29 protein-coding genes are annotated in these 23,651 nt (G+C 65.4%); 12 read left to right on the top strand and 17 right to left on the bottom strand.

What is annotated here, in order from left to right; translation table 11 throughout:
• Window positions 1-215: 215 nt before the first annotated feature.
• Together DVK00_RS06155 and DVK00_RS21310 are read left to right on the top strand one after the other, a co-directional pair.
• Entirely contained in the window at window positions 216-1,982 is a 1,767-nt protein-coding gene (locus tag DVK00_RS06155; protein ID WP_121577434.1) for a nitrite/sulfite reductase, read from the top strand.
• Between the two features lie 2 nt (window positions 1,983-1,984).
• A complete protein-coding gene (locus tag DVK00_RS21310; protein WP_157829443.1) occupies window positions 1,985-2,125 on the top strand; it encodes a hypothetical protein in 141 nt (46 codons plus the stop codon).
• Between the two features lie 119 nt (window positions 2,126-2,244).
• Here DVK00_RS21310 and DVK00_RS06150 read toward each other — a convergent pair whose 3' ends face one another.
• From DVK00_RS06150 to hemB, 10 genes are all read right to left on the bottom strand, one after another.
• Window positions 2,245-3,600, bottom strand: coding sequence for a substrate-binding protein (locus tag DVK00_RS06150; RefSeq protein WP_101351323.1), 1,356 nt, complete (start codon window positions 3,598-3,600; stop codon window positions 2,245-2,247).
• Between the two features lie 171 nt (window positions 3,601-3,771).
• Window positions 3,772-4,416, bottom strand: coding sequence for a chemotaxis protein CheC (locus tag DVK00_RS06145; RefSeq protein WP_101351322.1), 645 nt, complete (start codon window positions 4,414-4,416; stop codon window positions 3,772-3,774).
• A gap of 197 nt (window positions 4,417-4,613) precedes the next feature.
• Window positions 4,614-5,072 carry an HTH-type transcriptional regulator Lrp gene (gene lrp, locus DVK00_RS06140; RefSeq protein WP_121577433.1) on the bottom strand — a complete coding sequence of 153 codons (459 nt, stop codon included), beginning with the start codon at window positions 5,070-5,072 and terminating at the stop codon, window positions 4,614-4,616.
• A gap of 9 nt (window positions 5,073-5,081) precedes the next feature.
• Window positions 5,082-5,447 carry a P-II family nitrogen regulator gene (locus DVK00_RS06135; protein ID WP_121511918.1) on the bottom strand — a complete coding sequence of 122 codons (366 nt, stop codon included), beginning with the start codon at window positions 5,445-5,447 and terminating at the stop codon, window positions 5,082-5,084.
• The gene (locus DVK00_RS06130) at window positions 5,440-6,768 is read right to left on the bottom strand and encodes an ammonium transporter (protein WP_101351320.1); all 1,329 of its coding nucleotides are present in this window, start codon (window positions 6,766-6,768) and stop codon (window positions 5,440-5,442) included. Before DVK00_RS06130 ends, DVK00_RS06135 begins: the two co-directional genes overlap by 8 nt.
• Window positions 6,769-7,107: 339 nt before the next feature.
• Complete coding sequence (locus tag DVK00_RS06125) at window positions 7,108-7,590, bottom strand: hypothetical protein (protein WP_101351319.1); 483 nt, start codon at window positions 7,588-7,590, stop codon at window positions 7,108-7,110.
• Complete coding sequence (locus DVK00_RS06120) at window positions 7,587-8,843, bottom strand: DUF58 domain-containing protein (RefSeq protein WP_121577432.1); 1,257 nt, start codon at window positions 8,841-8,843, stop codon at window positions 7,587-7,589. Before DVK00_RS06120 ends, DVK00_RS06125 begins: the two co-directional genes overlap by 4 nt.
• Window positions 8,840-9,367, bottom strand: a complete 528-nt coding sequence (locus tag DVK00_RS06115; protein WP_101351317.1) for a hypothetical protein — start codon at window positions 9,365-9,367, stop codon at window positions 8,840-8,842. The genes DVK00_RS06120 and DVK00_RS06115 overlap by 4 nt, the downstream gene beginning before the upstream one ends.
• The gene (locus DVK00_RS06110) at window positions 9,364-10,077 is read right to left on the bottom strand and encodes a DUF4129 domain-containing protein (protein WP_101351316.1); all 714 of its coding nucleotides are present in this window, start codon (window positions 10,075-10,077) and stop codon (window positions 9,364-9,366) included. Before DVK00_RS06110 ends, DVK00_RS06115 begins: the two co-directional genes overlap by 4 nt.
• Window positions 10,078-10,179: 102 nt before the next feature.
• Window positions 10,180-11,160 carry a porphobilinogen synthase gene (gene hemB, locus DVK00_RS06105; RefSeq protein WP_101351315.1) on the bottom strand — a complete coding sequence of 327 codons (981 nt, stop codon included), beginning with the start codon at window positions 11,158-11,160 and terminating at the stop codon, window positions 10,180-10,182.
• A gap of 139 nt (window positions 11,161-11,299) precedes the next feature.
• On the opposite strand from hemB, the gene DVK00_RS06100 reads away from it, so the two are divergent.
• A complete protein-coding gene (locus DVK00_RS06100; RefSeq protein ID WP_101351314.1) occupies window positions 11,300-11,989 on the top strand; it encodes a hypothetical protein in 690 nt (229 codons plus the stop codon).
• A gap of 1 nt (window position 11,990) precedes the next feature.
• On the opposite strand, the gene DVK00_RS06095 is transcribed toward DVK00_RS06100, so the two are convergent.
• Complete coding sequence (locus tag DVK00_RS06095) at window positions 11,991-12,728, bottom strand: molybdopterin-binding protein (RefSeq protein WP_121577431.1); 738 nt, start codon at window positions 12,726-12,728, stop codon at window positions 11,991-11,993.
• A gap of 178 nt (window positions 12,729-12,906) precedes the next feature.
• Between DVK00_RS06095 and DVK00_RS21610 the strand changes: the two genes are divergently transcribed.
• Both DVK00_RS21610 and DVK00_RS06090 read left to right on the top strand, forming a co-directional pair.
• Complete coding sequence (locus tag DVK00_RS21610) at window positions 12,907-13,044, top strand: hypothetical protein (protein ID WP_198560199.1); 138 nt, start codon at window positions 12,907-12,909, stop codon at window positions 13,042-13,044.
• A gap of 68 nt (window positions 13,045-13,112) precedes the next feature.
• Complete coding sequence (locus tag DVK00_RS06090) at window positions 13,113-13,862, top strand: TrkA family potassium uptake protein (RefSeq protein ID WP_101351312.1); 750 nt, start codon at window positions 13,113-13,115, stop codon at window positions 13,860-13,862.
• A gap of 30 nt (window positions 13,863-13,892) precedes the next feature.
• On the opposite strand, the gene DVK00_RS06085 is transcribed toward DVK00_RS06090, so the two are convergent.
• Window positions 13,893-15,977 carry a (Fe-S)-binding protein gene (locus tag DVK00_RS06085; RefSeq protein WP_121577430.1) on the bottom strand — a complete coding sequence of 695 codons (2,085 nt, stop codon included), beginning with the start codon at window positions 15,975-15,977 and terminating at the stop codon, window positions 13,893-13,895.
• A 142-nt stretch (window positions 15,978-16,119) separates the two neighbouring features.
• Between DVK00_RS06085 and DVK00_RS06080 the strand changes: the two genes are divergently transcribed.
• Both DVK00_RS06080 and DVK00_RS06075 read left to right on the top strand, forming a co-directional pair.
• Window positions 16,120-16,740: a conditioned medium-induced protein 4 gene (locus DVK00_RS06080; protein WP_101351310.1), complete on the top strand. Its 621-nt coding sequence runs from the start codon at window positions 16,120-16,122 to the stop codon at window positions 16,738-16,740.
• 117 nt (window positions 16,741-16,857) lie between these two features.
• On the top strand, window positions 16,858-17,520 hold the full coding sequence (locus DVK00_RS06075) for a hypothetical protein (protein ID WP_121535831.1): 663 nt from the start codon (window positions 16,858-16,860) through the stop codon (window positions 17,518-17,520).
• 30 nt (window positions 17,521-17,550) lie between these two features.
• Here DVK00_RS06075 and DVK00_RS06070 read toward each other — a convergent pair whose 3' ends face one another.
• The 3 genes from DVK00_RS06070 to DVK00_RS06060 are packed head-to-tail and all read right to left on the bottom strand — an operon-like array spanning window position 17,551 to window position 18,925.
• Window positions 17,551-18,135 (bottom strand): L-threonylcarbamoyladenylate synthase, encoded by a 585-nt coding sequence (locus DVK00_RS06070; RefSeq protein ID WP_121535828.1) that lies wholly within the window; start codon window positions 18,133-18,135, stop codon window positions 17,551-17,553.
• Between the two features lie 2 nt (window positions 18,136-18,137).
• Entirely contained in the window at window positions 18,138-18,647 is a 510-nt protein-coding gene (locus tag DVK00_RS06065; RefSeq protein WP_101351307.1) for a redoxin domain-containing protein, read from the bottom strand.
• On the bottom strand, window positions 18,647-18,925 hold the full coding sequence (locus DVK00_RS06060) for a glutathione S-transferase N-terminal domain-containing protein (protein ID WP_101351306.1): 279 nt from the start codon (window positions 18,923-18,925) through the stop codon (window positions 18,647-18,649). Before DVK00_RS06060 ends, DVK00_RS06065 begins: the two co-directional genes overlap by 1 nt.
• 98 nt (window positions 18,926-19,023) lie before the next feature.
• On the opposite strand from DVK00_RS06060, the gene DVK00_RS06055 reads away from it, so the two are divergent.
• Together DVK00_RS06055 and DVK00_RS06050 are read left to right on the top strand one after the other, a co-directional pair.
• On the top strand, window positions 19,024-20,409 hold the full coding sequence (locus DVK00_RS06055) for a hemolysin family protein (protein WP_101351305.1): 1,386 nt from the start codon (window positions 19,024-19,026) through the stop codon (window positions 20,407-20,409).
• Between the two features lie 50 nt (window positions 20,410-20,459).
• Complete coding sequence (locus DVK00_RS06050) at window positions 20,460-20,831, top strand: cupin domain-containing protein (RefSeq protein WP_121577429.1); 372 nt, start codon at window positions 20,460-20,462, stop codon at window positions 20,829-20,831.
• A gap of 30 nt (window positions 20,832-20,861) precedes the next feature.
• Here the strand turns inward: DVK00_RS06050 and DVK00_RS06045 are convergent, their stop codons facing one another.
• Complete coding sequence (locus DVK00_RS06045; protein WP_121511904.1) at window positions 20,862-21,074, bottom strand: hypothetical protein; 213 nt, start codon at window positions 21,072-21,074, stop codon at window positions 20,862-20,864.
• Between the two features lie 123 nt (window positions 21,075-21,197).
• Here DVK00_RS06045 and DVK00_RS06040 point away from each other — a divergent pair, with 123 nt between their 5' ends.
• From DVK00_RS06040 to DVK00_RS06030, 3 genes are all read left to right on the top strand, one after another.
• On the top strand, window positions 21,198-21,512 hold the full coding sequence (locus DVK00_RS06040) for a hypothetical protein (protein WP_121577428.1): 315 nt from the start codon (window positions 21,198-21,200) through the stop codon (window positions 21,510-21,512).
• A 30-nt stretch (window positions 21,513-21,542) separates the two neighbouring features.
• The gene (locus tag DVK00_RS06035) at window positions 21,543-21,956 is read left to right on the top strand and encodes an SRPBCC family protein (RefSeq protein ID WP_121511902.1); all 414 of its coding nucleotides are present in this window, start codon (window positions 21,543-21,545) and stop codon (window positions 21,954-21,956) included.
• Between the two features lie 100 nt (window positions 21,957-22,056).
• Entirely contained in the window at window positions 22,057-22,263 is a 207-nt protein-coding gene (locus tag DVK00_RS06030; RefSeq protein WP_101351300.1) for a hypothetical protein, read from the top strand.
• On the opposite strand, the gene DVK00_RS06025 is transcribed toward DVK00_RS06030, so the two are convergent.
• Window positions 22,260-23,528: a GTP-binding protein gene (locus DVK00_RS06025; RefSeq protein ID WP_101351299.1), complete on the bottom strand. Its 1,269-nt coding sequence runs from the start codon at window positions 23,526-23,528 to the stop codon at window positions 22,260-22,262. The genes DVK00_RS06030 and DVK00_RS06025 overlap by 4 nt on opposite strands.
• Window positions 23,529-23,651: the final 123 nt, after the last annotated feature.

Genomic DNA, 23,651 nt, shown 5'->3' with positions numbered 1-23,651 from the left:
TTTTCCCGTTCCAGCGGTGTGGTGTATAACCTCTTTAAACACCTCCTAGACGGTATAATTCTGGACGGCTGTTTTCGAAGCCCACTTTACTCTTTATTTCTTTAACGATTAGGGTTATAAGCAATCAAGCTGAGTAATTAGACGTAGATTAGCGGACATTCAGATATATATGGGCGATAAAAAACCACATACAGCAAGAACGGCGGGGCGAGAAGATGGCGCATAAAAAAGAGGAGTACAAAGCGGAGCTGTACGGCGACGAGGTACGGGAGAAGCTGGAGGAGTTCGCCGAGAAGGGATGGGACTCCATCCCAGAGGACGAACGGGAGAAGTGGTTCTCGCGGTTCAAGTTCTGGGGGGTGTTCCACCACCGCGGCGGGCAGGAATCGTATTTCATGATGCGTCTGACCAACTGCGGCGGCGTCTTGGAGCCCGACCAGCTCCGGGCTATCGGCGAGGTCGCCCGGGACTACGCGAAGGGACCGGCCGAGAACCCCGAGTTCGGGAACGGCTGGATCGACTTCACGACGCGACAGTCCATCCAACTACACTGGCTCAAGCTCGAGGACATCCCGGAGATCTGGGAGAAGCTCGAAGCCGTCGGCGTCTCCTCGCGCTCGGCCGGCGGGGACACGATGCGGAACATCTCCGGCTGTCCGGTCGCCGGCAAGGCCGAGGAGTTCGTCGAGTCCCGCCCGATTCTCGACGAGATTCAGGAGACCATCCGCGACGACAACGACCTGGCCAACATGCCCCGGAAGTTCAACATCTCGGTGACGGGGTGCAAACAGGGGTGTGCCCAGGACAGCATTAACGACATCGGGCTGGAGCCGGCCCACAAATTCATCGACGGCGAGGAGGTCGAAGGGTTCAATGTCCGCGTCGGCGGCGGCCTTGGCGGCCGCGAGCCCCGCGAGGCCCGCCCGCTCGACCTGTTCATCCGGCCCGAACACGCCGTCGAGACCGTCCGGGCGTTCGTCGAGTACTACCACGAGGAAGGCAACCGTCAGAACCGCTCGAAGAACCGCGCGCGCTTCTTCGTCGACGAGCACGGCACCGACGCCATCCGCGAGGCGCTCGACGAACAGCTAGACTTCGAGTTCGAGACCGCCGGAACCGACTTCCGTGGGGAGTACACGTACAACGCCGGCAAACCCACCGAGTACGGTGCCCACGACCACGTCGGCGTCTACGACCAGAACGACGGCAAGAACTATGTCGGGCTCTCAGTTCCTGTGGGCCGGCTCTCCGCCGAGGACGCCATCGAACTGGCGGACCTCGCAGACGCATACGGCTCCGGCGAGGTGCGGCTGACCCGCCGCCAGAACCCGCTCGTCATGGACGTGCCCGACGACAAGCTCTCGAACCTGCTCAACGAGCCGCTGCTGGACAAGCACACCCCCGAGCCGAACCCCTTTGTTCAGGGCGCGATGGCCTGTACCGGCACGGAGTTCTGCTCACTCGCGCTCACCGAGACGAAGGCGCGGATGGCGCGCCTGCTCCGCTGGCTCGGCGACAACGTCGACGTGCCCGACGACGTGGACCGCATCAAGATGCACTTCTCGGGCTGTACGGCCGACTGCGGGCAGGCGATGACTGCGGACATCGGCTTACAGGGGATGCGCGCCCGCAAGGACGGCCAGATGGTTGAAGCCGTCGACGTTGGCGTCGGCGGCGGCATCGGTTCGGAGCCGGCGTTCATCGAGTGGGTTCGCCAGCGCGTCCCCGCCGACGAAGCGCCGGGCATGATAAAGAACATCGTCGAGGCCTACGCCGCGTTGCGCTCAGAGGGCCAGACCTTCCGCGAGTGGGTCGACGCCACCGGCCACGAGACAATCGTTGAACTGGCCGAACCCCACGAGGTCGAGGGGTACGAAGACCCCTGCCTGGCCGACGGCAAGCAGTCGTGGTACCCCTTCGACGACGGCGACAGCCCCGCCCCGACCGACGCCGAGGGCCAGCCGATTTCGGCGGACGACTGACCATGGCTGAGACAGACTGTCCGACCGACAACGCCGACGACGATCAGCCAGAATCCGCGGTTGCGGGGTTGGATACGACGCGGCACCGGAGCTACTGGAGTGACGCAGCCTCCGGCTCCGAACAGCCGGATGTGCTGACGTGACCTGCCCGTTGCAGGGCGCGTCCGTCTGCCTCTGACAGTTGGGGACTGCTTGCGTCCAGTTCCCGCTCGCTTCTCCGCTTGCCGTATTTTCCGGTGTACAGTAACGTCACGCTCCGGCTCTAGTCCCCGTAGTCGCCGAGTTCGCACTCGGCGGCCGGGCCGCCGTCACAGTCGTATCCGACCGCTTTCGTGACGCTGAGCAGATCATAGAACCGACCGAGGGACTGCTCAGACTCGGGCAGCCCCTCGACCACCGGGACGCCACGCTGGGCCTGATGGTCACAGCGCCGCATCGTCTGGCTGCCCAGCCCGACCGAGTATTCGTGGCCTTCCAGTTCTCGGATAACCGCTGGCGGATAGAACGTGCCGGCCCGCTCGACGGCCGCGGCGAACTGGAGCGTCTGTGCGTAGGCCAGATGGGCCACGCCCGAGGGCCGCTGTCCGTTCCCGTACTCCGCGGTGAAGGCGTTTTTGAACGCATTGGAGAGGTCAGACGAGACGCTGGTGTCCCACGCGACCGTCCCGACGACACCATCGAGCGCCGCCGAGGCGTTCTGTGCCACGATACGGTTGTACAGCGGCACCACAATCCCCACCTCGTCAGGGAGTATTTCCTGAGCTGTTGTCAGCGAGTTCGCGGCGTCGAGTCCGTAGTGGTCGAGGAAAACGACCTCCGCGCCCGCGTCCCGGGCCCGTTTGAGTGGTTCCTCGTAGTCTGTCGTCCCGAGACGTGTCGGGATGCTCGTGAGTTCGACCCAGCCACTCGACGTGAAGAAATCGCGAATCGACGACTCCATCGTTTGCCCCCAGTTGTAGTCCGCGTAGATCTGGACGTACTCGGCGTCTCGGCCGAACCGTTCCTTGAGCGCCGGAATCAGCGCCTGTGCGGTCATGTACGCGTTGAACATCTCTCGGAAGCTGTAGCGGACACAGGCGCTCCCCGTCGTGTCGTTCGAGTGCGTCAGACAGCACATATACGGGACTTTCCGGGCCTGTGCGACCTTCTGCTGAGCGATGGCGACGGAACTGGACGAGCCGCCGGAGAACATGATAACATCGTCCTGCTTGATCATCTCCTCGGCGTTAGCCGTCGCGACATCCGGTTTCGTCTCCGTGTCTGCAGTGACGTACTCGACGGTCTTTCCGAGCACGCCGTCGCCGCTGAGTACGTCAAAGGAGCGTTGCCCGACCCAGCCGCCGCCCTCGTTGAGATGGGCGACAGCGAGTTCGTACCCCCGGAGCTCGTCGCGTCCTTCGGCGGCGTAGGTCCCGGACTGCGGGACGTTGAAGCCGAACGTCACCGTGTCGCCGTCGACCGGATAGTTCCCGAGCGGTGGGTGTTCTGGTGTGCTTTCGGCTCTCGAACCCCCGCCCTGGCATCCCGCCAACCCGGCGAGGCCCGCGGTACCGACCCCACCGGCAAGCTGTAGTAGCGACCGCCTATCAACCGCTGCGCCCCCACTTTCCAATCGCATACCAGCTGTTTTGATGATAAATATATATAATACTTATTTCAGTAGAAAAGGGTAACCAATTGGCACAGGCTGACTGGTCTCAGGAAGTAACAGATGGTCACGCATCGCTATAGCGGTTACAGCAACACTGGAGACGATACGAAATGGGGAAGCAGAGATAGCGTGTCGCTCTCAGTCGAGAATGTCGCTGGCTTCGGTGTCGACCGCCACGTCGGTGTCGAGGTCGATATCCTGAATCAGCGCGACGAGGTCCTCCAGTTCCGGGAACGTGTACACAGTCATCCCGAGGTCACCGTCGTCGACGGTGATACGCGAGTCGACGACGAACACCAGGTCGGAGTCCGGCCAGCCGCCCATTTTGTCGATGATGCCGTCAGCCGGTCCGAACACGAAGTTCGGCGTCCCCATGTCGATGGTCGTCTCCAGCACGTTGGCCCACCCGTCGATGAACGCGGAGGTCATGATGTTGCCGATCTCCTGCATCGCTGACCGTTCCATGTCGGAGAACCCCTCCCCCTCGCTTGGCTCACCCATTCCACCCATCATCGCGCTGGCCATCCGCTTGCTGTCGGCCGGGTCGAGCAGGAACAGGACGTATCCGTAGGGCGGTTCGTTCAGTTCGACGTAGATGCCGACGCCCTTGTCGTCGCCGATGTGTGTTTTGACGTCCTCGATGTCGAGAAAATTGATCTGTGAGGTCCGAACTGTCGCGTCGAGGCCGGTCAACTGGCCGAGGTTATCCGCGACTGTCCCGGACCCCTCCTTTGCCATCTGATTGAAAAGGTCCAGCTTCCGCACGTCGACTTTCAAGCCCATATCTTCTGGAGCGGCGCGAGCGGCTTAACGCCACCGCTGGGAGCCACGCTCACCAGCGGATAGGGGCTGACAGCCATCTGCTGCCGGTCCCACAGGGTACCGGGCAAGAAATGCAGCCACTACGGACACATTCCCGTTGCACCTCGTAGCGTGCCGTCCCGTACTGAACTAGCAGCGAAAACAGGACCGCCGGCGCCTCAGACGTCAGTTCCGTCGACCGGGAACTGCTCGTGTTCACACACCGTGTTCAGTACGACTGATGTCGAGGCGGAGCGGATGTCCTCGTCGGTGAGCAGCGTCTTTATTCGCTCGTTCATCGACTGCGTGTCGGTGAACTTCCCGACGGCCACGATGTCGTGGTCGCCGGTCACTTCGTAAACCGCCACCATCTCGCGTCGATCACGTAACTGATCTACCACCCGTTCGAGCCCGTCGCCCTCGACGGAGAGCTGGAACACGGCAGTCACGTCGTAGCCCAGCGCCCCGTAATCGATGTCGACGGTGTATTCGTCGATCACACCGGTCGACTCCAGGTCGTCCATCCGGCGGGATACCGTGGTCGCCGCGATGCCGGTCGCAGCGGCGACATCACGGGCGCTCGCACGGCCGTCCTGGAGCAGTGCGTTTACTACCTGTCTGTCGGTATCATCGACCATCTCGTCCGCTCAGACTGCCTCTGGGCCTTCTTTGCCGGTTCGGACCTGATAGGCGTTGTCCACGGGGAGGACGAATATCTTGCCGTCACCTTTCTCGCCAGTGTGGGCACCGTCGGCGATAGCGTCGACGACATCCCCTGCGGGGATGTCTGCGACCACCGTCTCGACTTTGACCTTCTGGTGCAGGTCGACCACGTACTCCTCACCGCGCCACTGCCCCTTCTTCGCGGGCTGTGAGCCGCGGCCGGAGACGTTCGTCACTGTCAGCGAGGGCGCGCCGACCTCGGCGAGTGCTTTCTTCACGTCGCCGAGTTTGTCCGGTCGAACCATTGCGACTACCATCTTGATTTCGGAGTCGTCGGTTTCGTCAGTCATCTTTGGAACCTCCGTCAGTACGCACACTCGGATTCACTTTACCACCATCGGCGACAACGCTTTCGCCGCCACCGAACTCGGGGTAGGTCTCGACGCCGTGTTCGCTGACGTCCAGCCCTTCCTGCTCGTGTTCGGGCGTAACTCGAGCCTGGCCGGCTGCCTTGAGGCCGTACCAGATGAGGCCGGTGGTCACAATCGTCCAGCCGGCGATAACGGCGACACCAACCACCTGCACGGCGAGGGCGCTGCCGATAGAGCCAACGGTGCCGGAGGTTGCGACAAGTGGGTACATGATCGTGCCCAGCACACCGGCACTGCCGTGGACCGGGAACACAGCGCACACGTCGTCAATCTTCATGCGGTTTTCTATGAAGCTGAACACAATCGGAAGCTGACCGCCAGCGAGGACGCCGACGATGAGTGCGCCCCACCAGGTCGTGGTGTCGGGGATGGCCGTGATACCGACCAGCCCGGCGAGCAGCCCGTTTGCGACGTACAGCGTGTCGACTTTGCCGGTCTTCAGCCACGCGACCAGTGCGGCACCGATTGCGCCCATCGCCATCGCCACGGTCGTCGTCATCGCAACGCGACCGACCGTTGCGAAGGCACCGAGCGCGAGTGCGCCGTCTTCAACGACAAAAACACTCGCTGCGGTCCCGACGTTGAACCCGTACCAGCCGAAAGCAAGGATAAGCGTCCCCAGCACGGCGAAGGTCATCGAGTGACCCGGAATAACGTTCGCAGAGCCGTCCTCGTTGTACCGGCCCATGCGCGGACCCAGCACGTAGGCGGCCGTGAGACCGGCGATACCGCCCATACCGTGGACAATCATCCCACCGGCGAAGTCCTTGAACACGACACCGCCGAGGCTGATGTGGGACCCGGCCCACGTGAGCCCGGTCACGACGGGGTAGATGACTGCGGCCAGCAGGAACGTGTACGTGATGTACGCACGGAGCTTGGCTCGGCCAGCCACCGCCCCGGAGACGATGGTTGCCGCCGTCATCGCGAAGACGGCACCGAACAGCCACCCGACGTAGTCGTTTGCGGCCTCAGCACCGAACGCCGGCGCGAAGGATCCGGACCCGACGAGCGACGAGATGCCGGACCCAATGAGGAAGAACACGACAACTCCGACCGACCAGGTCAGGAGGTTCTTCGTTAGCTGGTTCGCGACGTTCTTCGAACGCACCTGGCCCGCCTCGAGCATGGCGAAGCCTGCGTGCATGAAGAAGATCAGGAACGATACTGTAAGGACCCACAGGAGGTTGACACCTTCTGCGAGTACGTTCGGGTCAACTTGTAGTGCGGTGTAGCTCATTTCTAGTTCACCTGTTTCGTTTTGTTATCTACTGCCGGCTGCATGTCCAACTTTCTCCCATTCTGGCTCAACTTCTTCAACTCTTTCACGAGAATGGCTCTGGTAACAACACTACATAAGGTTTGCCTTTATGAACGCGGAAATTAGAGGGGATATGGTAGACGACCGTCCAAATTATGGTATGATATTATGGATATAAGGTTGTTCTCCGTAAAGAAAGTCCGTATATGTGTACTGGAATTTTGGACGTTTGTCGACCCCAGTTCCGGCCACAGGGGGCCAAATAGGCCGTTTTTGCTTGCGCGCGCTCTCAGCTATCCGTACACACTGCTCGGCCGGTCATCGCCTGAGCGCCGCGGTAAGTGCGATTGCGCCCAGCACGACGCTTGCCAGCGCCAGCGGCGACAGCGGCGGCACGTCGAGCTGAAAGAGCAGCGTCGTCACCACGACGCTCGCCCCGACAAGCCCTGTCGTTCCCGCGACATGTGTGAGTTCGACGGGCGTCCCGGGCGCTGTCCCGAGGTCTGCATAGAGGTCGGTTGCCGCGTGTGCGAACGTCCAGGCCAGCACCGTCGCGCCGCCGGCGACCAGCACCGTCGTCGTCGTTGCTCCCTGCAGGGCGGCCACTAACAATGCAAGGAACAGCGACGCGCTGGCGAGGTCGATTAGCCGCCCGGACTGAATTAGCTGCCCGCCGGCGAGCAGCACCACGCCAACGAGGGCAGCAGCGGTCGAGACCGCACTGATGCCGGCGACGAATAGCGTCACGACACCCGCCGCCAGTGCCGCACCGCCACAGACGAGCCCGGTTCGGTACGTCATCGGCCACCTCGCAAGGCCCGTTCAGTGACCTGCTCCAGCGGCTCCGTTCCGGGCCAGTCGTGGACGGCGATGCCGGCGGCTCGCAGCCGACGGAGCCGTTCGCGGCGTTCGAGTCGGGCTAACCGGTGGCCTGCCGTATCCGTCGCGGTCGGGTCGGGACTCAGGACCGTCACCGGGTGACCGCTGGCGGCGAGTCGGCGGACCAGGGCCTCGCTGTCGTCGTCACACAGTGGGCCGAGGAAGACGACGTTCGCCGCCGTCGGCAACTGTGCGATGAGCTTCGTCGTATCCGGTGTTCGGGTGACCGATGTCGCGGCGAACGCGCGGTCGGTCCTGAGCAGGGTCCGGGCCTGCTGCTGATGGGCAGCGCTCGTGCCCGGTGCGAGCCACGCGCCGTGTGGCGAGTACGCCGCGACGCCGACCTCGTGGCCGTCCTCCGGGAGCCCCTCGACGAGGGCGACGGCGGCCATCGTCGACCGCTCGACAGCCGTCTCGGCGTCCGGTCGCGGGGCCAGCGCGGCGGCCGACCTGGCGTCGACGACGACCACGACCGTCGCCGACTGTTCGCGCTGGAACTCGACGGTCCGAAGGTCGCCGGTGCGAGCGTACTGGTTCCAGTCAACGCGGGAGAGCGGGTCGTTCGAGCGGTGCTCCCTGACCGCGTAGAAGGAGACCCCCTCGCCGCCCTCGTCGACGGGCACTGTCCCGGGTCGGCGGGCCACCGCCGGGACCAGCGGCAACAGCGCCGAACTGGCCGGCTGTTCCCAGGTGACGGTGTCGGGCTCGGCCGTAACGGACGTTCGCCGGGCGACGACGCCGACAACGTCCCTGACGACGACCGTCGCCGGATCGAACACGCAACGGTCGGTCCCGCCGGTAATCTCGTAGGTGATGGTCGTCGACGCGCCGGGGCGTAGCGCCGTTCCCAGCGACGCCGACCCTTCGACCACGCGGACAGAATCCGGTACGCCGTCGGCGAGCCGGAGGTCCGGAATCGTCCGCGACCCGTCGTTACGGACCGTGAGCGCCACGGTGACCCGCTCGCCGAGTGCGGGTTCTGTCGGTGTGATGGACCGCTGTATCGACACGTTCGCGGCGGGCGGGACGGCGACCCGGTCGTACGCGCTCAGCGTGACGCCGAGCCCGCCCAGCAACACGAGCGCGGGGACCTGCCCCACCAGCCCGACGCCGACGGCGACCAGCGCGGCCCCGGCCAGCCCGAACCAGCGGCCGGTGCGGTGGACCTCGCTCATCGCTCCTCGTCGCGCCGCCGGAGTTCGGCCGTCGCGTGGGCGACGCGCCGCTGGAACGGACGGATACCCGAGAGCCACCCGGACAGCCGCGCCCGGAGCGATATCGGTGTCCCGTCGAACAGTTTCTGAGCCGGCTCCCTGTCCGTCCACGCGCCGGACCGGAGCGCGTCCGCTGCCTCGTCGGGAGAGAGCCCGTCGCGCTGGAGGACGGTGACAGCAACTCCCTCGACGCGCTGCCGGATGGCTTCCTGTCCGGCTCCACCAGCAAGCGCCTCGTCGATATCGTCACCGGGGACCGTGACGTACTGGCTGTCGGTGTCGGGCAGCGCCACGCCGCGTTCGCTGTCGAGGGAACGAACGAGGAGTGCGAGGAGCGCGACGCCTCCGGCGAAGACGGCCACCGCGAGGATCGGGAGGTCCGAGACAGCGCCCGAGGGCAACAGCGGCGCGCCGAGCGCGGCGAGGCCGAGGCCGATGGCTGTCGCGACGAGGCCGAGCGCCAGCGGAAGCCGGCGCAGTGTCACGCCTTGCCCTCCCCCGCGGACCCGTCGGCGTCTTTGTCCGCAGAAGGCATCTCGTCGGGGCTCGCCGCGATATCGTCCGCGTTGTCGGCGGCTCGTTCCAGCGCCGCACGGGCTTGGGACTCCAGGTCAGCGTCCGGCCGCTCCCGGCCGTAGCGAACCCGTTCGAACACTGACCGGAGCGAGGCGACGGCGTCTGGGTCGGCCCCGGCCGCCGTCGCGTCCGCCTCGATGTCCTGCGGGGACGATGCATCGTCGTCCACGGTCACCGCATCTTCGAGGGCGGCCCACGCGCGGTACACGTCGTTGGTCAGGGGCACGTCGATTGCAGCCGCGCTATGCGAGGGGGTCTCCGCGGATTCCGCGGTTCCGACGGCTGGCGTTTCGCCGCCCGTCTCGTCGATTGTCCGGCTCTGGCCGGCCAGTCGCCAGAGAACCACGAGCCCGACTGCGAGGCCAACGGCGAGCGCACCGACTGCCGGGGCGGGGACACTCGGCAGCAGCGCGCGGGCACCGTTCTCGCTTTCCGGCGGGTCGATGCTACCGGGCGGGTCACTGAGGCCCTGTCCGTCGGGGTTGTCAATCTGGCTGTCGTCCCGGGTCATCTCCGCCTGGTCGGATCCGGTGGCGGCGTCGAGGCTCGCAGCGCCGACGCTGAACGACAGCAGCGCAATCGCGGCGACAACCGCCACGAGGAGGGACTGTCGCTGCATATAGCCACTCCGCCCCTGGTACATGAATAGGTTAGGGACCTGCCCTTCGGTGGAACGCTCACGGGCGCGGTTCGAACGGGGACACGCCGCGACCGGTCCCGCTCAGAGTTCGTCTGCGAGGTCCTCCGCGAAGTAGGTCAGAATCAGGTCCGCACCGGCGCGTTTGATAGACAGCAGCGACTCGTAAGCAACTGATTCGAGGTCGAGCCAGCCCTTCTCGGCGGCGGCGTGGAGCATCGCGTACTCGCCGGAGACGTTGTAGGCGGCGACGGGGTGGTCGTAAGACTCCCGGATCTCCTTGACGATGTCCAGATACGGCAGGGCGGGCTTGACCATCAGCACGTCTGCGCCCTGCTTGACGTCGAGGTCGACCTCGCGGCGGGCTTCGCGTGCGTTCGCGGGGTCCATCTGATAGTGGCGGCGGTCGCCGAAGGCCGGCGCGCCATCGGCGGCGTCCCGGAACGGCCCGTAGAAGGCCGACTCGTACTTCGCGGCGTAGCTCATGACGGGCACGTCGGTGTCGCCTTGGGCGTCCAGCGCCTCCCGAATCGCGCCCACCATCCCGTCTATCATGCCCGATGGCGCGACCATGTCGGCCCCGGCGGCCGCGTGGCTCGTCGCAATCCGCTGTAGCAGGTCGAGCGTCTCGTCGTTGCACACCGTCAGCCGCGGGTCCTCGGCGGCGTCGTCTTCGAGGACGCCGCAGTGGCCGTGGTCGGTGTACTCACAGAGACAGACGTCCGTGATGACGTAGGCGTCGGTTTCGCTCGTGATGCGGCGCGTGGCTTCCTGAACGACGCCGTCTTCGGCCCAAGCGCGGCTCCCGCGCTCGTCTTTCGACTCGGGGACGCCAAACAGCATCACCGCTTCGACGCCGGTTTCGAGAATCTCCTCAACGCGGCCGGCCGCTTCGTCGACCGGGACACGTTCGTGGCCCGGCATCGTCTCGATGGGGACCCGTTCGTCCGTCGTCGCGTCGACGAACACCGGGGCGATGAGGTCCGACGCCGAGAGGTCCGTCTCGCGCACCAGCGGGCGCACGCCGTCGGTCCGCAGGCGGCGCGGGCGCTGTGTCAGGTTCATACCGACTGTTCCGGCCGTCCGCGGCATGAACCCACCGCTTGCGGCGGCGACTGCGTCCTCGGCGACGGGACCCGGGACCGTGTGACACGTTCCCGTCCAGACACGAGATTTATGCCGACGCCGCCGTCACACCTGACCGATGCCTTCTGAGGACAGTGACTCGCTGACCGAACAGATGCACGACTTCCTCGACGGCCTCGGCTTCGCGGACCTGACGCCGGACTACCGCGAGGAGCGCGAGGCCGCCAACGACGCCATCGACGCCGCCTTCGACCCGCTGCCCGAGGAACTCGCTGAGGACCCGGACCTCGCCGAAATAAACAAAGTCAACGTCCACGACGACGGCGACGACATCCTCGTCCCCGTGGTTACCTTCCTCTTCGAGGACGCCGGCGAACCGGACCGCGACGCCGTCTGGTCGTTCGCCGGCCGGGCGCTGGAGGCGGTGCGGGAGCCGTTCGCCGACTGCCACGTCCGTCACTACGACCTCCAGTTCGCCTACGCCCACGAAGAGGAGGACGCGGTCGTCTACTGCCGCATCGCGGTCCATCCGCCGCTCGTCGAGCGGTACCTGACCGAACCGGGTTTCGACATCGAGTCACTCCGGGAGGCCGTCGCCGAGGGGGACAACGGCGACGACGAGATCCCGCCGGTCGACTGGAAGCCCTTCGACGCCGAGTCGATGGGTACGGGCGCGTACAGCGGCGGGCAGGCGGCAATCGCAGCTCACTGCGCCGGCGCAAGCGCGGGCGCGGCCGCCGCATGTACCGGCGCTGCTGCGGGAGCCGGCGGGGCCGCGGGCTGTGGCGGCGCGGGCGGCGGGATGTGAGTCACTCGCCGTCGACCGTCTCGATTCGCTCGCGGAGCCACGCCGCGGCTTCGGTGACGGCGGCGGCGTCCTCGCCGGTCACCTTCACTCGGCCGGGCGCGTCGTCTTTGCGGGGGTAGCTCCCGACAGCGACGCCGAACCGCTCGCGGGCCTCGGTGACGCGGCTGACCAGCGCCCCCTCGGGAGCGGGCGTGTGTAGCGTCTCCGTCGTCCGGTCGCCGCCGAACTCGTCGGCGACGGTCTCGTACATCGCCCGCAGTTCCTCGGGGATGCCCGGGAACACGTACACGCGGTCGATAACACAGCCGGCGGCGAAGCTCTCGTCGGTCAGCAGTGCCTGCCCACCTTCGGGGACCGACGCCCACGCATCGAGGTCCAAGTCCATGTCGTAGCGGTCCACCAGCTCGGGGTTGTCCTCGGCGAAGCGCTCGGCCTTCGCTTCGAGGTGTGCCCGCACGTCGTCGGGAACAACGAGGTCGCGGTCGAACGCCCTCGCCACGGCGGCCTTCGTTATGTCGTCGGGCGTCCCGCCGATGCCACCGGTGACGATGACCGCGTCGAAGGCGTCGTGATATCGCGCCACAGTGTCGGCGACGACCGCCTCGTCGTCGGGCACAGTCAGGACGCGGGCGACGCTCGCACCGGCAGCCGTGAGCTGGCGCCCTAGCCACGACGCGTTCGTGTTCTCCGTGTCGCCAGCGAGCAGTTCGTCACCGACAGTGACCAGTGCGACCTCCATTATCTCGCTGTGGGTGTCTGCCGGCGTTAAGCGTTTGGCTGGCAAGTAGCGATAGATCGGGTAACCGACCCGCCTGCCGGTCCCGGTCTGAACACGTATTAATGGTATATTATGTCATTAATTTTCGTCTAGCCATATTTCGGCAACATACATATGCAAGCTCTCCTGACCACGGTGTATGGTACTTGTCACCAATTGTACTGACTGTGTCAAACGGGTCTACCCGGACCGGAGCCGCGCGCCGAGCATGGACCGCGGCGACGACGCGCCCGTCGAGGAGCCGCACACACCCCTTGCCGAGACACTGACAGACTGAACTCAGCGGCGAACTACGCCAGCGCCGGTTGTGGCGGCGCTGTGTCGCTCCCTTCGATAGCTACAGCAATGGAACTCAGCGACAGCAGTACAGACACGGACCGGTCGTTGCTCCGGCAACTCTCGAAACCAGTTCTCGCGTTCGTCGGGCTTGTCGTCGCCGGCGTGGTCGGTTTCGTCACGTTCGGCGGGGTCGGCGTCGTCAACGCACTGTTCTGGCTCCTCGACCCCACGAGCATCGAACTCCACTTTCAGAGCCACGACGGGCCTGCGAGGCTGGTCAAAGGCTATGCCATCGTCGTACTGACTGGGCTCGTCGTCGCCGGGCTGTGGACTGGTGAGACAGCGCTGTCGGCGGCCTTCGGCGGCCAGATTCAGACGGAACTCACACGTATGCAAATCGCACAGCGAATCAAGGACCTGAACGGCCACGTCGTCGTCTGTGGGTACGGGACGTTCGGACGGACCGTCGCGGAGCAGATCGGCGATACGGACACCCGAGTGGTCGTCATCGAACAGGAGGCAGAACAGTACGAGCAGGCGCTTGATGACGGCCATCTCGCGCTGGAGGCTGACGCGAGCCGCGAGGACGCACTGACAGATGCGGGCGTCAAGCGAGCCGACACCGTCATCGGTGCAATCGATGACACGAACGCAAATATTCAGATCGCGGTGCTTGCCAGCCAGCTCGCGCCTACTGTCCGGCTCATCGTCCGGGCCGGCGACCAGCAGGACGAGACCGTGGCCCGCCGCGTCGGAGCGGACGAGGTGATCATCCCTGAGGTCGTGAGCGGGAAGCAGGTCTGTGAGCGGCTGTAGCCGTCAGTGTCACCCGCCTCTGTCGCTGGCTTAGACCGCCGTATCGACCGCTTCGGCAAGGAGTTCTGTCACACCGACGATTTCGATGTCGTCCTCGTAGCCGCCGGTTTTGCGCCCGTCTTCGTACATCGTCATGCACATCGGGCAGGCGACGACGAACTTCTCGACGGCCGCGCCCGCCTCGGTGTCTTCGAGGGCCTCGCGCAGGCGTTCTTCGCTGGGTTTGCTCTCTTCTTCGAGGTCCATCCAGAGGCCGCCGCCGCCACCGCCACAGCAGAAGGAGTCGTCCCTGTTGCGGGGCATCTCGTGGAGGTCGGCCCCGGTCGCCCGGACGAGGTCCCGCGGGGCCTCGAACTCGCCGTTGTACCGTCCGAGGTGACAGGGGTCGTGGTACGTGACGGTGTAGTCCAGCTCGGTCCCGGAGAGGCCAAGCGCGCCGGCGCTGGCGAGGTCGGCGACGACCTGCGTGTAGTGGAACACGTCGTCTTCGCCCCACTCACAGGCCTCGAACTCGGGGTACTCGTTCATGAACGTGTTGTAGGCGTGGGGGTCCGTCGTGACGATAGACTCGAACTCACAGTCCAGAATCGCCTCGGCGTTGTCCTCGACGAGCATCTCGTAGAGGCCTTCCTCGCCGACGCGGCGAACGTCGTTGCCGTCGGTCTGCTCGGCCTCGTAGAGGATGCCGTAGTCCACGTCGGCGGCCTCGAAGACGCGAGCCAGCGCGCGTGCTATCTTCTGGTTGCGCTCGTCGTAGCTGGGGTAGTCACCGACGTACCAGAGGTATTCCACCGGTTCGTCGCGGGCGTCGGGCACCTCGAAGTCGAGCTCCTCGGTCCAGTCCGGCCGGGCGCGCTCGGGGTCGCCGAAGGTGTTACCGTGCTGGAACACGTTCATCATCGCGTCCTGGACGTGTTCGTCCATCTCGCCGGCCTCGGTCAGCCGGCGGTTCATCTCGGTGAACTGGGTGACGTGCTCGATGTCGACCGGGCAGGCGTCCATGCAGGCCATACAGGACATGCAGGACTCCATCGTGTGAGCATCGATGACTGAAGTCCCGCCGTCGGCGATGATGGGCACGTCCTCACCACCGGCGTCGCGCTCCTCGCGGTAGCGTTTCAGGTCGAGGATGACATTCCGCGGGTCAAGCGGCCGCCCAGAAGCCTTTGCCGGGCAGACGGACGAACACCGGCCACACTTGGTGCAGGCGTCGTGGTCGAGCAGCTGTTTCCAGGAGAAGTCGTCGATGTCGCTGGGGCCGATTTCGTCCGGACTCGCGTCGCTCGGCACGCCCGGAAGTCGCACCCCGGCCTTTTCGTCTCGCGCGACAAGGTTGGCAAACGACGAGAGCATGTGGAACGGCTTCGCGTAGGGGATCCAGGCGACGAACCACAGCGCGACCAGCGAGTGGCTCCACCAGACAAAGGGGTATGCGCCCGCTGCCAGCTCCGGCGTCATCCCGGCCATGACGAGCACTTCCTTGACCGACCAGCCAACGAAGCTCACCGTCTCGAAGGAGACGTCACGGACTGTCGAGGTCCCGAGAATCCGGACGCCTTCAGTGAGGTAGCCGCCGACGCCCAGCACGAACAGCGCGCCCAGAAACAGGTCGTCCTCGCGGGAGGTGTGGCGGTCGTGGAGGCGGTCGAGTTTGCGGCCGTAGCGTCGCCACAGCGCGACACCGACGCCGACGACGAACAGTAGCCCCATCGCATCCATGACGAACGAGTAAGAGAGATAGAACTGGCCGACAAAGAAGGACTCGCCGGTCAGCGGCCGGTAGAGGTCCATGTCGATACCCAGAATCGTCGTCCCGATGAGTAGCGTCAGAAAGCCCCAGACGATGAACGCGTGCATCACGCCAGCGACGGTGTCGCGGTCCAGTTGCTTCCGATTTGACAGCGCTAACTGCGCCGCTGCAACCGTCCGCTGGGGCAAGTCGTCCAGTCGCTCGAAGGGGTCCTCGCTGCCCTGCGCATAGCGGGTGACGCGATTGTACACACCGTACAGAAAGACGATGATGGCGAGCGCTGCCAGATAGTAGAACAGCGCCTTCCCCACGTCGCCGATACGCCAGAACGTCGGGCGCGTGGTCGTCTGGAGTATAGATGACATACGCTAACACGTGCTTCGTGTCCGCTTAAATCTTGCCACGCCCCGTCGCAGTCCTGCGAGAATTTGGAAACTGTTGAAAGTTCACCGCGTTACGTTGCCCGTCCGACAGATATATGACTCCCGAGAGGTAGTATCATGTTCGATGGACGAGAAGACTGAAGAACTTCGTGACATCTTCATGGACGTCTCCGATGAGGGGGCTGTGACGGAGTCCCAAGAGGCGTCGAGAGGGTCCTTGGCCGACACTGACGAGGCCGGTGTCGCGGACCGACTCGGTGACATCATCGCGCGGATGCGCGAGCGGTACGAGTTCCGAACCGAACTCGTTGACGAGGAGCTAGTGACAGTGGTCCGACTGTTCTACGAGGGGAGCGACGACGCGACTATCGCGGCCGAGATCGACGCGGACGAGCCCGACGTTGTCGAGGGCCGACTGGACCTGCATCTCCTCCGCGAGGAGGACACAGAGGCACCGTTTGACCTGCCTGCGTTCCGCCGTCGCGTCGCCAACGACGACCCTTCGGTCGCCGAACTCGCGACCGAGTTCGATATCGACGAGTCCCGGGCCGCCCACTATCGGCGCGTCGTTGCCGCACAGGATGCTGCCCGCCGTGTCTCCCACCGATTCCAGAGTGAGTTCGAGGACGTGCTGACCGACGCCGGGCTGTCGACACAGCACGCCGCCGCCCTCCGCGAGGACGGCCTTGACGAGGCCACCGAGGATATCGACTCACTTGATTCCGGCGCTGACGTGTCGATGTGACTCCCTGAAATCTTCTGTAGGTGTCTCCCGTTGCGGTAGGCTGCCTCACTGTGCTGCTGTTTCACCGGCCAGCAGTGCGCCGAACCTTCTTGTGTGAACGCACGACCACGCACCTCCATGCCGACGCACACGTTCAGGGAACTGGAAACGGCCGCCTACTGCCCACGGAAGCTCTATTACCGCCGCCGCGACGGAGCGAGCGAGATTCCCGACAAAATCGAGTCGATTCGCCGGCTCGCCCGGGAGTACGAGCGACTGCTAACTGACGATGCCTCCCTGCTGGCGGCCCCCATCGAAGTGGGACCGGACGAGTATCGCGACCGGCTCAGAGCGCTTCGAGAGCGGCTTGCTGACTGGGACGCGCTGGTCGCCCCGACAGCGACCGAGGCCTATCTCGAAGGGAAGGACGCCCGCGGGATCGCACATAAGGTCATCGCCGGACAGGACGGTCCCGCGCCGTCGCTCGTGTTCGCCGGTCGGCCGCCCGAAGACGGTGTCTGGGAGCCCCAGACCGTGCGGCTTGTCGCCGCCGCGAAGGCGCTCGCCTGGGAGCGCGAGCGTGACATCGACACCGCCTACGCGGAGTATCCGGCGCACGGCGTGATTCGACGAATCGAGGTGAACGCGCGGCGGGCCGGGGTCTATCGCCGGGCAATCAGAACTGCCGACAGCATCGACGGCCCGCCGGGGCGGGTGCGAAACGACGCCAAATGCGAGCCCTGTGAGTTCAGCGACGACTGCGGGGTGAAGACGCGGTCCCTGCGGTCGATGCTACGCTAAGGAGGGCAACCGCGCGGACAGTCCCCCGTCTCAGTCTCGGTCATCGAGCCACGACTCGACAGCGTCGGCGCGTGCGCCGCGGCGATGAATCGTCCTGCTGGCGACGTTTACGACCGTTGACCCGGTCCCGCCGTCGGTCTCGCCGGCGTCGAGTACGACGGCGGCACGCTCGCGGATAGCGTCGAGGTCGCCGACGGTGCGGGCGCTCGGGTTCCCGGAGATGTTAGCGCTCGTTGCCGTGAGCGGCCCGGTTTCGGCGAGGAGTTCGAGCGCGAGGTCGTGGTCGGGGATGCGGACCCCGACGCGGTCCCGGCCGGCGACCAGCACGTCCGGCACTGCGTCGCGGCGCTTGACGACGACGGTGACCGGGCCGGGAAGGAACTCGCGCATGAACGCCAGTTCACGCTCACTCAGGTCGGTGTACTCGCGTGCGGACTCGATGTCGGGGACGGCCATCGACACTGGCTTGTCGCGCTCCCGTCCCTTCGCCTCGAACACCCGCTCGACAGCAGCAGCATCGAGGGCGTCTGCGCCGAGACCGTACACTGTCTCTGTGGGATAGATGACAAGCTCTCCGTCGCGAACCGCTGCCGCGGCGTCGTCGACTGTCGTCATCGTCAGAGCTGCGCTTCGACGTCGTCGTAGTCCGGGAAGTCGGGCCAGCTCTCGGCCACCCACGCGTACTCGACGGTCCGGTCGCTATCGAGGACGAACACGGACGGGCGCGGCTCCTCGATACCGGCCATCCCGTCGAGGTCCATGTCGATACCGTACTGCTGTGCGACGCCGTTGGCCGGGTCCGAGAACAGCCGGTAGTCCCCCTCTATTTCCCGCTCTTCGAGCAACTGCTTGTGCTCGTAGGGCGTCGAGATGGAGACGCCGACGACGGTGGCCTGCTCGTGCCACGCGCGGTCGCGGATCTCGTTCCAGATGTACGTCGCCGGGAACGCCCCGTCCATCGCGTGGAACACGAGCACGACCCGGTCGCTGTCGGCACACACAGACGCGAGCGACTCGTCCTCCCAGAACTCGTCGTTGACCAGCGGGCGCGTGAAATCCGGCGCAGTGTCGCCTTCTTCGGGGTGGTCGACCGGGTCGAGGTCGACGACATCGAAGTCGAGGTCCATCAGGCTACACCCCCTGCGGTCTCATCGCCCTCGCCGTAGGTCCGCTCCAGATACGCGACGATGTTCGCGCTCTCGGACATCGTAACCCCGGTGTTCTCGTCGACGATAGCGGGCACGGTCCGCTTGCCGGACAGCCGCTTGACTACGTCGCGGTCGGAGTGCATCGGCTCGACGAACCGCGACTGGTAGTCGAGACCGTATTCGTGCAGCTTCCGGACGACGCGCTCACAGAACGGACACGCCTGCAACCGGTACAGTGTGATGTCGGACTCGCTCATACTCTGTGGGACGGTACGCGTGAAAGCCGGGTAAGGGCTTCGCTGGCGACCCCTTCATGACAAGCCTTAATCCCTGCCCATTACAACTTCGACCGTTGATGGCCCTGGATCCACCTGCGCCGTTTGAGCTGCCTACAGCGATGTTGCAGGCTATCGAATACGCCGGCGTCACGATACCCCAAACCGTGGTGCTGGTCGGTGGCACCGCCGTTATCGTCTTCCTCATCGTCCTGTCGGCGTTCTTCTCGTCCTCGGAGATCGCTATGTTCTCGCTGCCCGCACACCGGACAGAGGCTCTCGTTGAGGACGGCGTCCCGGGCGCGAGGACGCTCAAGCAACTCAAGGCGGACCCGCACCGCCTGCTCGTGACGATTCTCGTCGGGAACAACCTCGTCAACATTGCGATGTCCTCCATCGCGACCGGGCTGCTTGCACTCTATCTCTCTCAGGGGCAAGCCGTCGCCATCGCGACGTTCGGTATTACCGCCATCGTGCTCCTGTTCGGTGAGAGCGCGCCGAAGAGCTACGCCGTCGAGAACACTGAGTCGTGGGCGCTGCGCATCTCCAAGCCGCTCAAGGCTGCCGAGAAGGTGCTGCTCCCGCTCATCCTGCTGTTCGACTACCTCACGCGCGTCGTCAACAAAATCACCGGGGGGCGCTCCGCCATCGAGACCTCCTACGTCACCCGCGAGGAGATACAGGACATCATCGAGACGGGTGAGCGCGAAGGCGTCCTCGACGAGGACGAACGTGAGATGCTTCAGCGCACCCTCCGATTCAACGACACCATCGCCAAGGAGGTGATGACCCCGCGGCTGGACATGACCGCTGTCGCCAAGGAGGCCTCCGTCGAGGAAGCGCTGGAGACCTGTATCCAGAGCGGCCACGCCCGCATCCCGGTCTACGAAGGCAGTCTGGACAACGTCATCGGCGTCATCCACATCCGCGACCTCGTTCGGGACCTCAACTACGGCGAGGCGCTGGCCCGCGACATGGAACTGGAGGACTTAATCGAGCCGACGCTGCACGTCCCCGAGTCGAAGAACGTCGACGACCTGCTGACCGAGATGCGGGCCGAACGCCTGCACATGGTCATCGTCATCGACGAGTTCGGGACTACCGAGGGACTGGTGACGATGGAGGACCTGACCGAAGAAATCGTCGGCGAGATACTCGAAGGCGAGGAGGAAGAGCCGATAGAGTACGTTGACGACGACACCGTGACGGTCAAAGGCGAGGTCAACATCGAGGAGGTCAACGAGGCGCTGGATCTGGACCTGCCCGAAGGCGAGGAGTTCGAGACCATCGCCGGCTTCATCTTCAACCGGGCGGGTCGACTGGTCGAGGAGGGCGAGACCATCACCTACGACGGCGTCGAGATCCGCGTCGAACAGGTCGAGAACACGCGCATCATGAAAGCTCGTGTCGTCCGCCTCGAAACCGACGCGACGGAGCCGGTCGACGCCGAAGAAGCCTCGGACTGATCCCTCTCGGCAGCAGTCGTTTTACGTCGGTCGCCGTCGACAGGGCTGACATGGGCTATCACCATCTCGCGGTCGACGACATCGAACCGACACCGGACCGGCCGAGCACCCAGCGCTCGCTCAGCGACGCCGCAGACCTTGAAAACGCGGCCGTGAACCTCTACGAGGTCGCCCCCGGCGAGGACATCCCGCTCGCGTACCACTACCACGACGACCAGGAAGAACTGTTCTACGTCCTCTCGGGAACGCTGGCTGTCGAGACGCCCGAGAAGACCTACGAAGTCGACGAAGACGAGGCGTTCGTCGTTGAACCGGACAGCCCCCAGCGGGCGCACAACCCTGAATCGGCGACCGAACCCGCCCGGACACTCGTCGTCGGCGCGCCTGCGGTGGACGACGTCCACCCCTACGACCCCGAGTAAGCCGAGCGCCGCGGTCGCTCCGCCAGACCGCTACTGGAGGGTGATGGCGTACGTCAGCGCGAACAGGAGTATCGCGCCGGTCGCGACGTTGATGGCCGTCAACTCCGCCGCGCCGATGACGCTCAGCCCCCAGACGATAGTGGCCGCAAACATCGTCGAGAGCACGACGTTCATCGCGATGAGTACCCGCGGGTCTCCCTGTGACCCGCTTGCGCCCTCTTCGAACCCGTTCGCGTCGCTCATGCCCACGAACACGGACGGGACGCCCCTTAGCTCTTTGGCAGTGGTCGGTGTGTTCGCTCCGCTCGCCCTAACCGGGCGCGGCCGAGTCGCGCAACTAAACACATTCGGGACCGAACACGAAATATGCCCGTTCAAAACCGTCACGGGGACCCGGTCGACCCGGTTCCGTTTCTCGTCTGCACCGCGACGGCGGTGATGCTCCTGTTCTCCGTCGGCCCGCTGTACGGCCTCGCCTACGGACTTCCCGTCTGGGCCGGCCTGACCGTTTCGACAGCTGGGACCGTCGCTGTCGCCGCCGTTTCCTACCACCGGCTGGTCTGGACTGCGCCGCCGCCCTCGGTACAGATCGCCCCGGAGCTTCGCTTTCAGCGCCTCGTCTACATCGGCGTCGGCTTCGCCGTCCTGTTGCTCGCCGTCTCCGTCCCGCTGGCCCTGTGATTTACCACCCCGGTACGCATGTGAACTGGTATGCGCGAGGTCGAACGCTCTCGGTTCGTGATGGCGCGGCCGCCGGCTGTCCACCGCACGCTCTCCCCGGAGGCAGTTGTCGCGGCCGAGGGGACGTTCACGGTGTCGGCCGTCGAGGAGGCCGACACGGGCACGGTGGTCACCGCCGCCGGCCCGGGGATGTCGGTGCCGCTCCGGTTTGAGACCCGGGACGACGGGCTCCGGTACACCGTCGAGGGCGAGGTCGGCCCGTTCGACCACCTGGAGACAGAACTCACGGTCACGCCGGAAGAGAACGGGTCCCGGCTCACGATGCGCTCGACCGTCTCGCTGAACCTGCCGCTCCCCTTCGCCGACCGCATCGCCGCCTGGAAGCGCGGCAACGAACTGGAACGAGCGCTCGACGAACTGGCGGCCGACGTGCCCGGGGGCTGAAGGCATCGATAGCGTCACTGTCCGGCCGGGCCATTGGTGTCCGTGAGACGACTGTGCACAACCACGATACGTTTAGTAGCTGTAATCTCAATGTACGATCATGAGCATCCTCGACAGCGTCAAGGAGGCACTCACGTCACAGCCCGAGGCGAAGTCTCGCCCCGACGACGGCTCACAGGGCGCGTACTGGTGTGACGACTGCGGCGTCCGCATCAGAGATGTCGAACTGGAGGGCGAGGCCGTCTGTCCGGACTGTGGCGAAGAGATGCGCTTCGAGCGGTCGGCTGGTCGTGACTGTGCCTGTTAGGGGCTCCGAATCACCGTCTCCTCGCCCTGTTCCGCCGGGAACGGCCCCGTAGACGGGTCGCCGTCACCCCACTCCTCGTCAGTGACGAGCGCGTCGTCGAGCGCCGACCGGAGGCCGTCTTCGTCGTAGTCCGTCCCGATGAACACCAGTTCCGTCCGACGGTCCCCGTGTTCGTCGTGCCAGTCGAGGTCCGGCCGGTTCGAGCGGTACATGTCCCGCTCGATGTCGGGGAGGCTCGCAATCCAGGGACCCTGGGCCTCGGCCCGTATCGACGGGCCGGCCTGCCCGACGACGACGCGGCAGTCGGTGCCCGCCAGCCAGACGGTCCCCTTCGAGCGGACGACGCTCGCCGGCAGGTCCCGCAGCGCCTCGGCGAGCCGCTCGGGGTGGAACGGCCGGCGGCGGCGGTAGGTGAAGGAGGTGACGCCGTACACCTCCTCAGGGTGGTGGTGGTCGTGGCCGTCCTCCTCGTGTGTGGCGTTGCCGTGGCTGTGCCCGTCCTCGGCCAGCGCCCGCTTCCAGCCCGGCAGGTCGGCAATCTTGTCGGGGTTGAACAGCCCACGGTCGAACAGCCGGTCGGGGTCGACCTGTGAGAAGGTCGTCCGGACCGTCTCGGCGTCGGGCTGGAGCGCCCCCACAAGTTCTTCGGCCTCGTCGAGTTCCGCGTCGGAACAGAGGTCCGCCTTGTTCAACACGACGAGGTTCGAGAGTTCGACCTGCTCGACCATCAAATCCGAGAGCGGACGGTCGCCGTCGGCGGCCGCCGGGTCGCCGCCGCCCGCGTCGGCCTCGTCTGCATCCCCGTCCGTTGTGCCGGCCCCCCGCCGCTCCGGCGTCTCGCCGGCGAAGGCGTCGAGGAACAGCCTGGTGTCGAGCACCGTCACGAGCGTGTCGACCCGATAGAGCGCCGCTACTCGCGACTCGGTGGTGAACAGCCGCGCGACGGGTGCCGGCTCGGAGATGCCCGACGACTCGACGACCAGCGCGTCGAAGTCCCGGTCGTTCGCCAGCCGGACCACCGCCGTTTCGAGGTCGTCCTGTAGCTCACAGCAGATACAGCCGTTCGACAGTTCGGCGACGCCGTCGTCCACGTCGAGTTCGGACCCCTCGGCGATGAGTTCGGCGTCGACGTTGACCGTCCCCATGTCGTTGACGAGGACGGCGATGTCGCGGTCGCCGGCTTCTGTCAGCAGGTGGTTCAGCAGTGTCGTCTTCCCGGCTCCGAGGCTGCCGGAGAGAATCGTGACGGGGATGGTGTCGCGCATACCCTCCGTTGTGGACCGGCTCCCTTCAAATCGCGCCTCGCTTCCGGCGGCCGGACACGACCGCTCCCGGCGCGTGGGCGCTGTCGACGGGGAACTGCGACAGGTTTTACTCCGTGCCTCTCG

Source organism: Haloarcula sp. Atlit-47R, assembly GCF_003665985.1.
In the GTDB taxonomy this organism is placed as follows: Archaea; Halobacteriota; Halobacteria; order Halobacteriales; family Haloarculaceae; genus Haloarcula; species Haloarcula taiwanensis.
The sequence above is the reverse complement of the archived record's forward strand: the minus strand, read 5'-3'. Positions and strand labels throughout refer to the sequence as shown.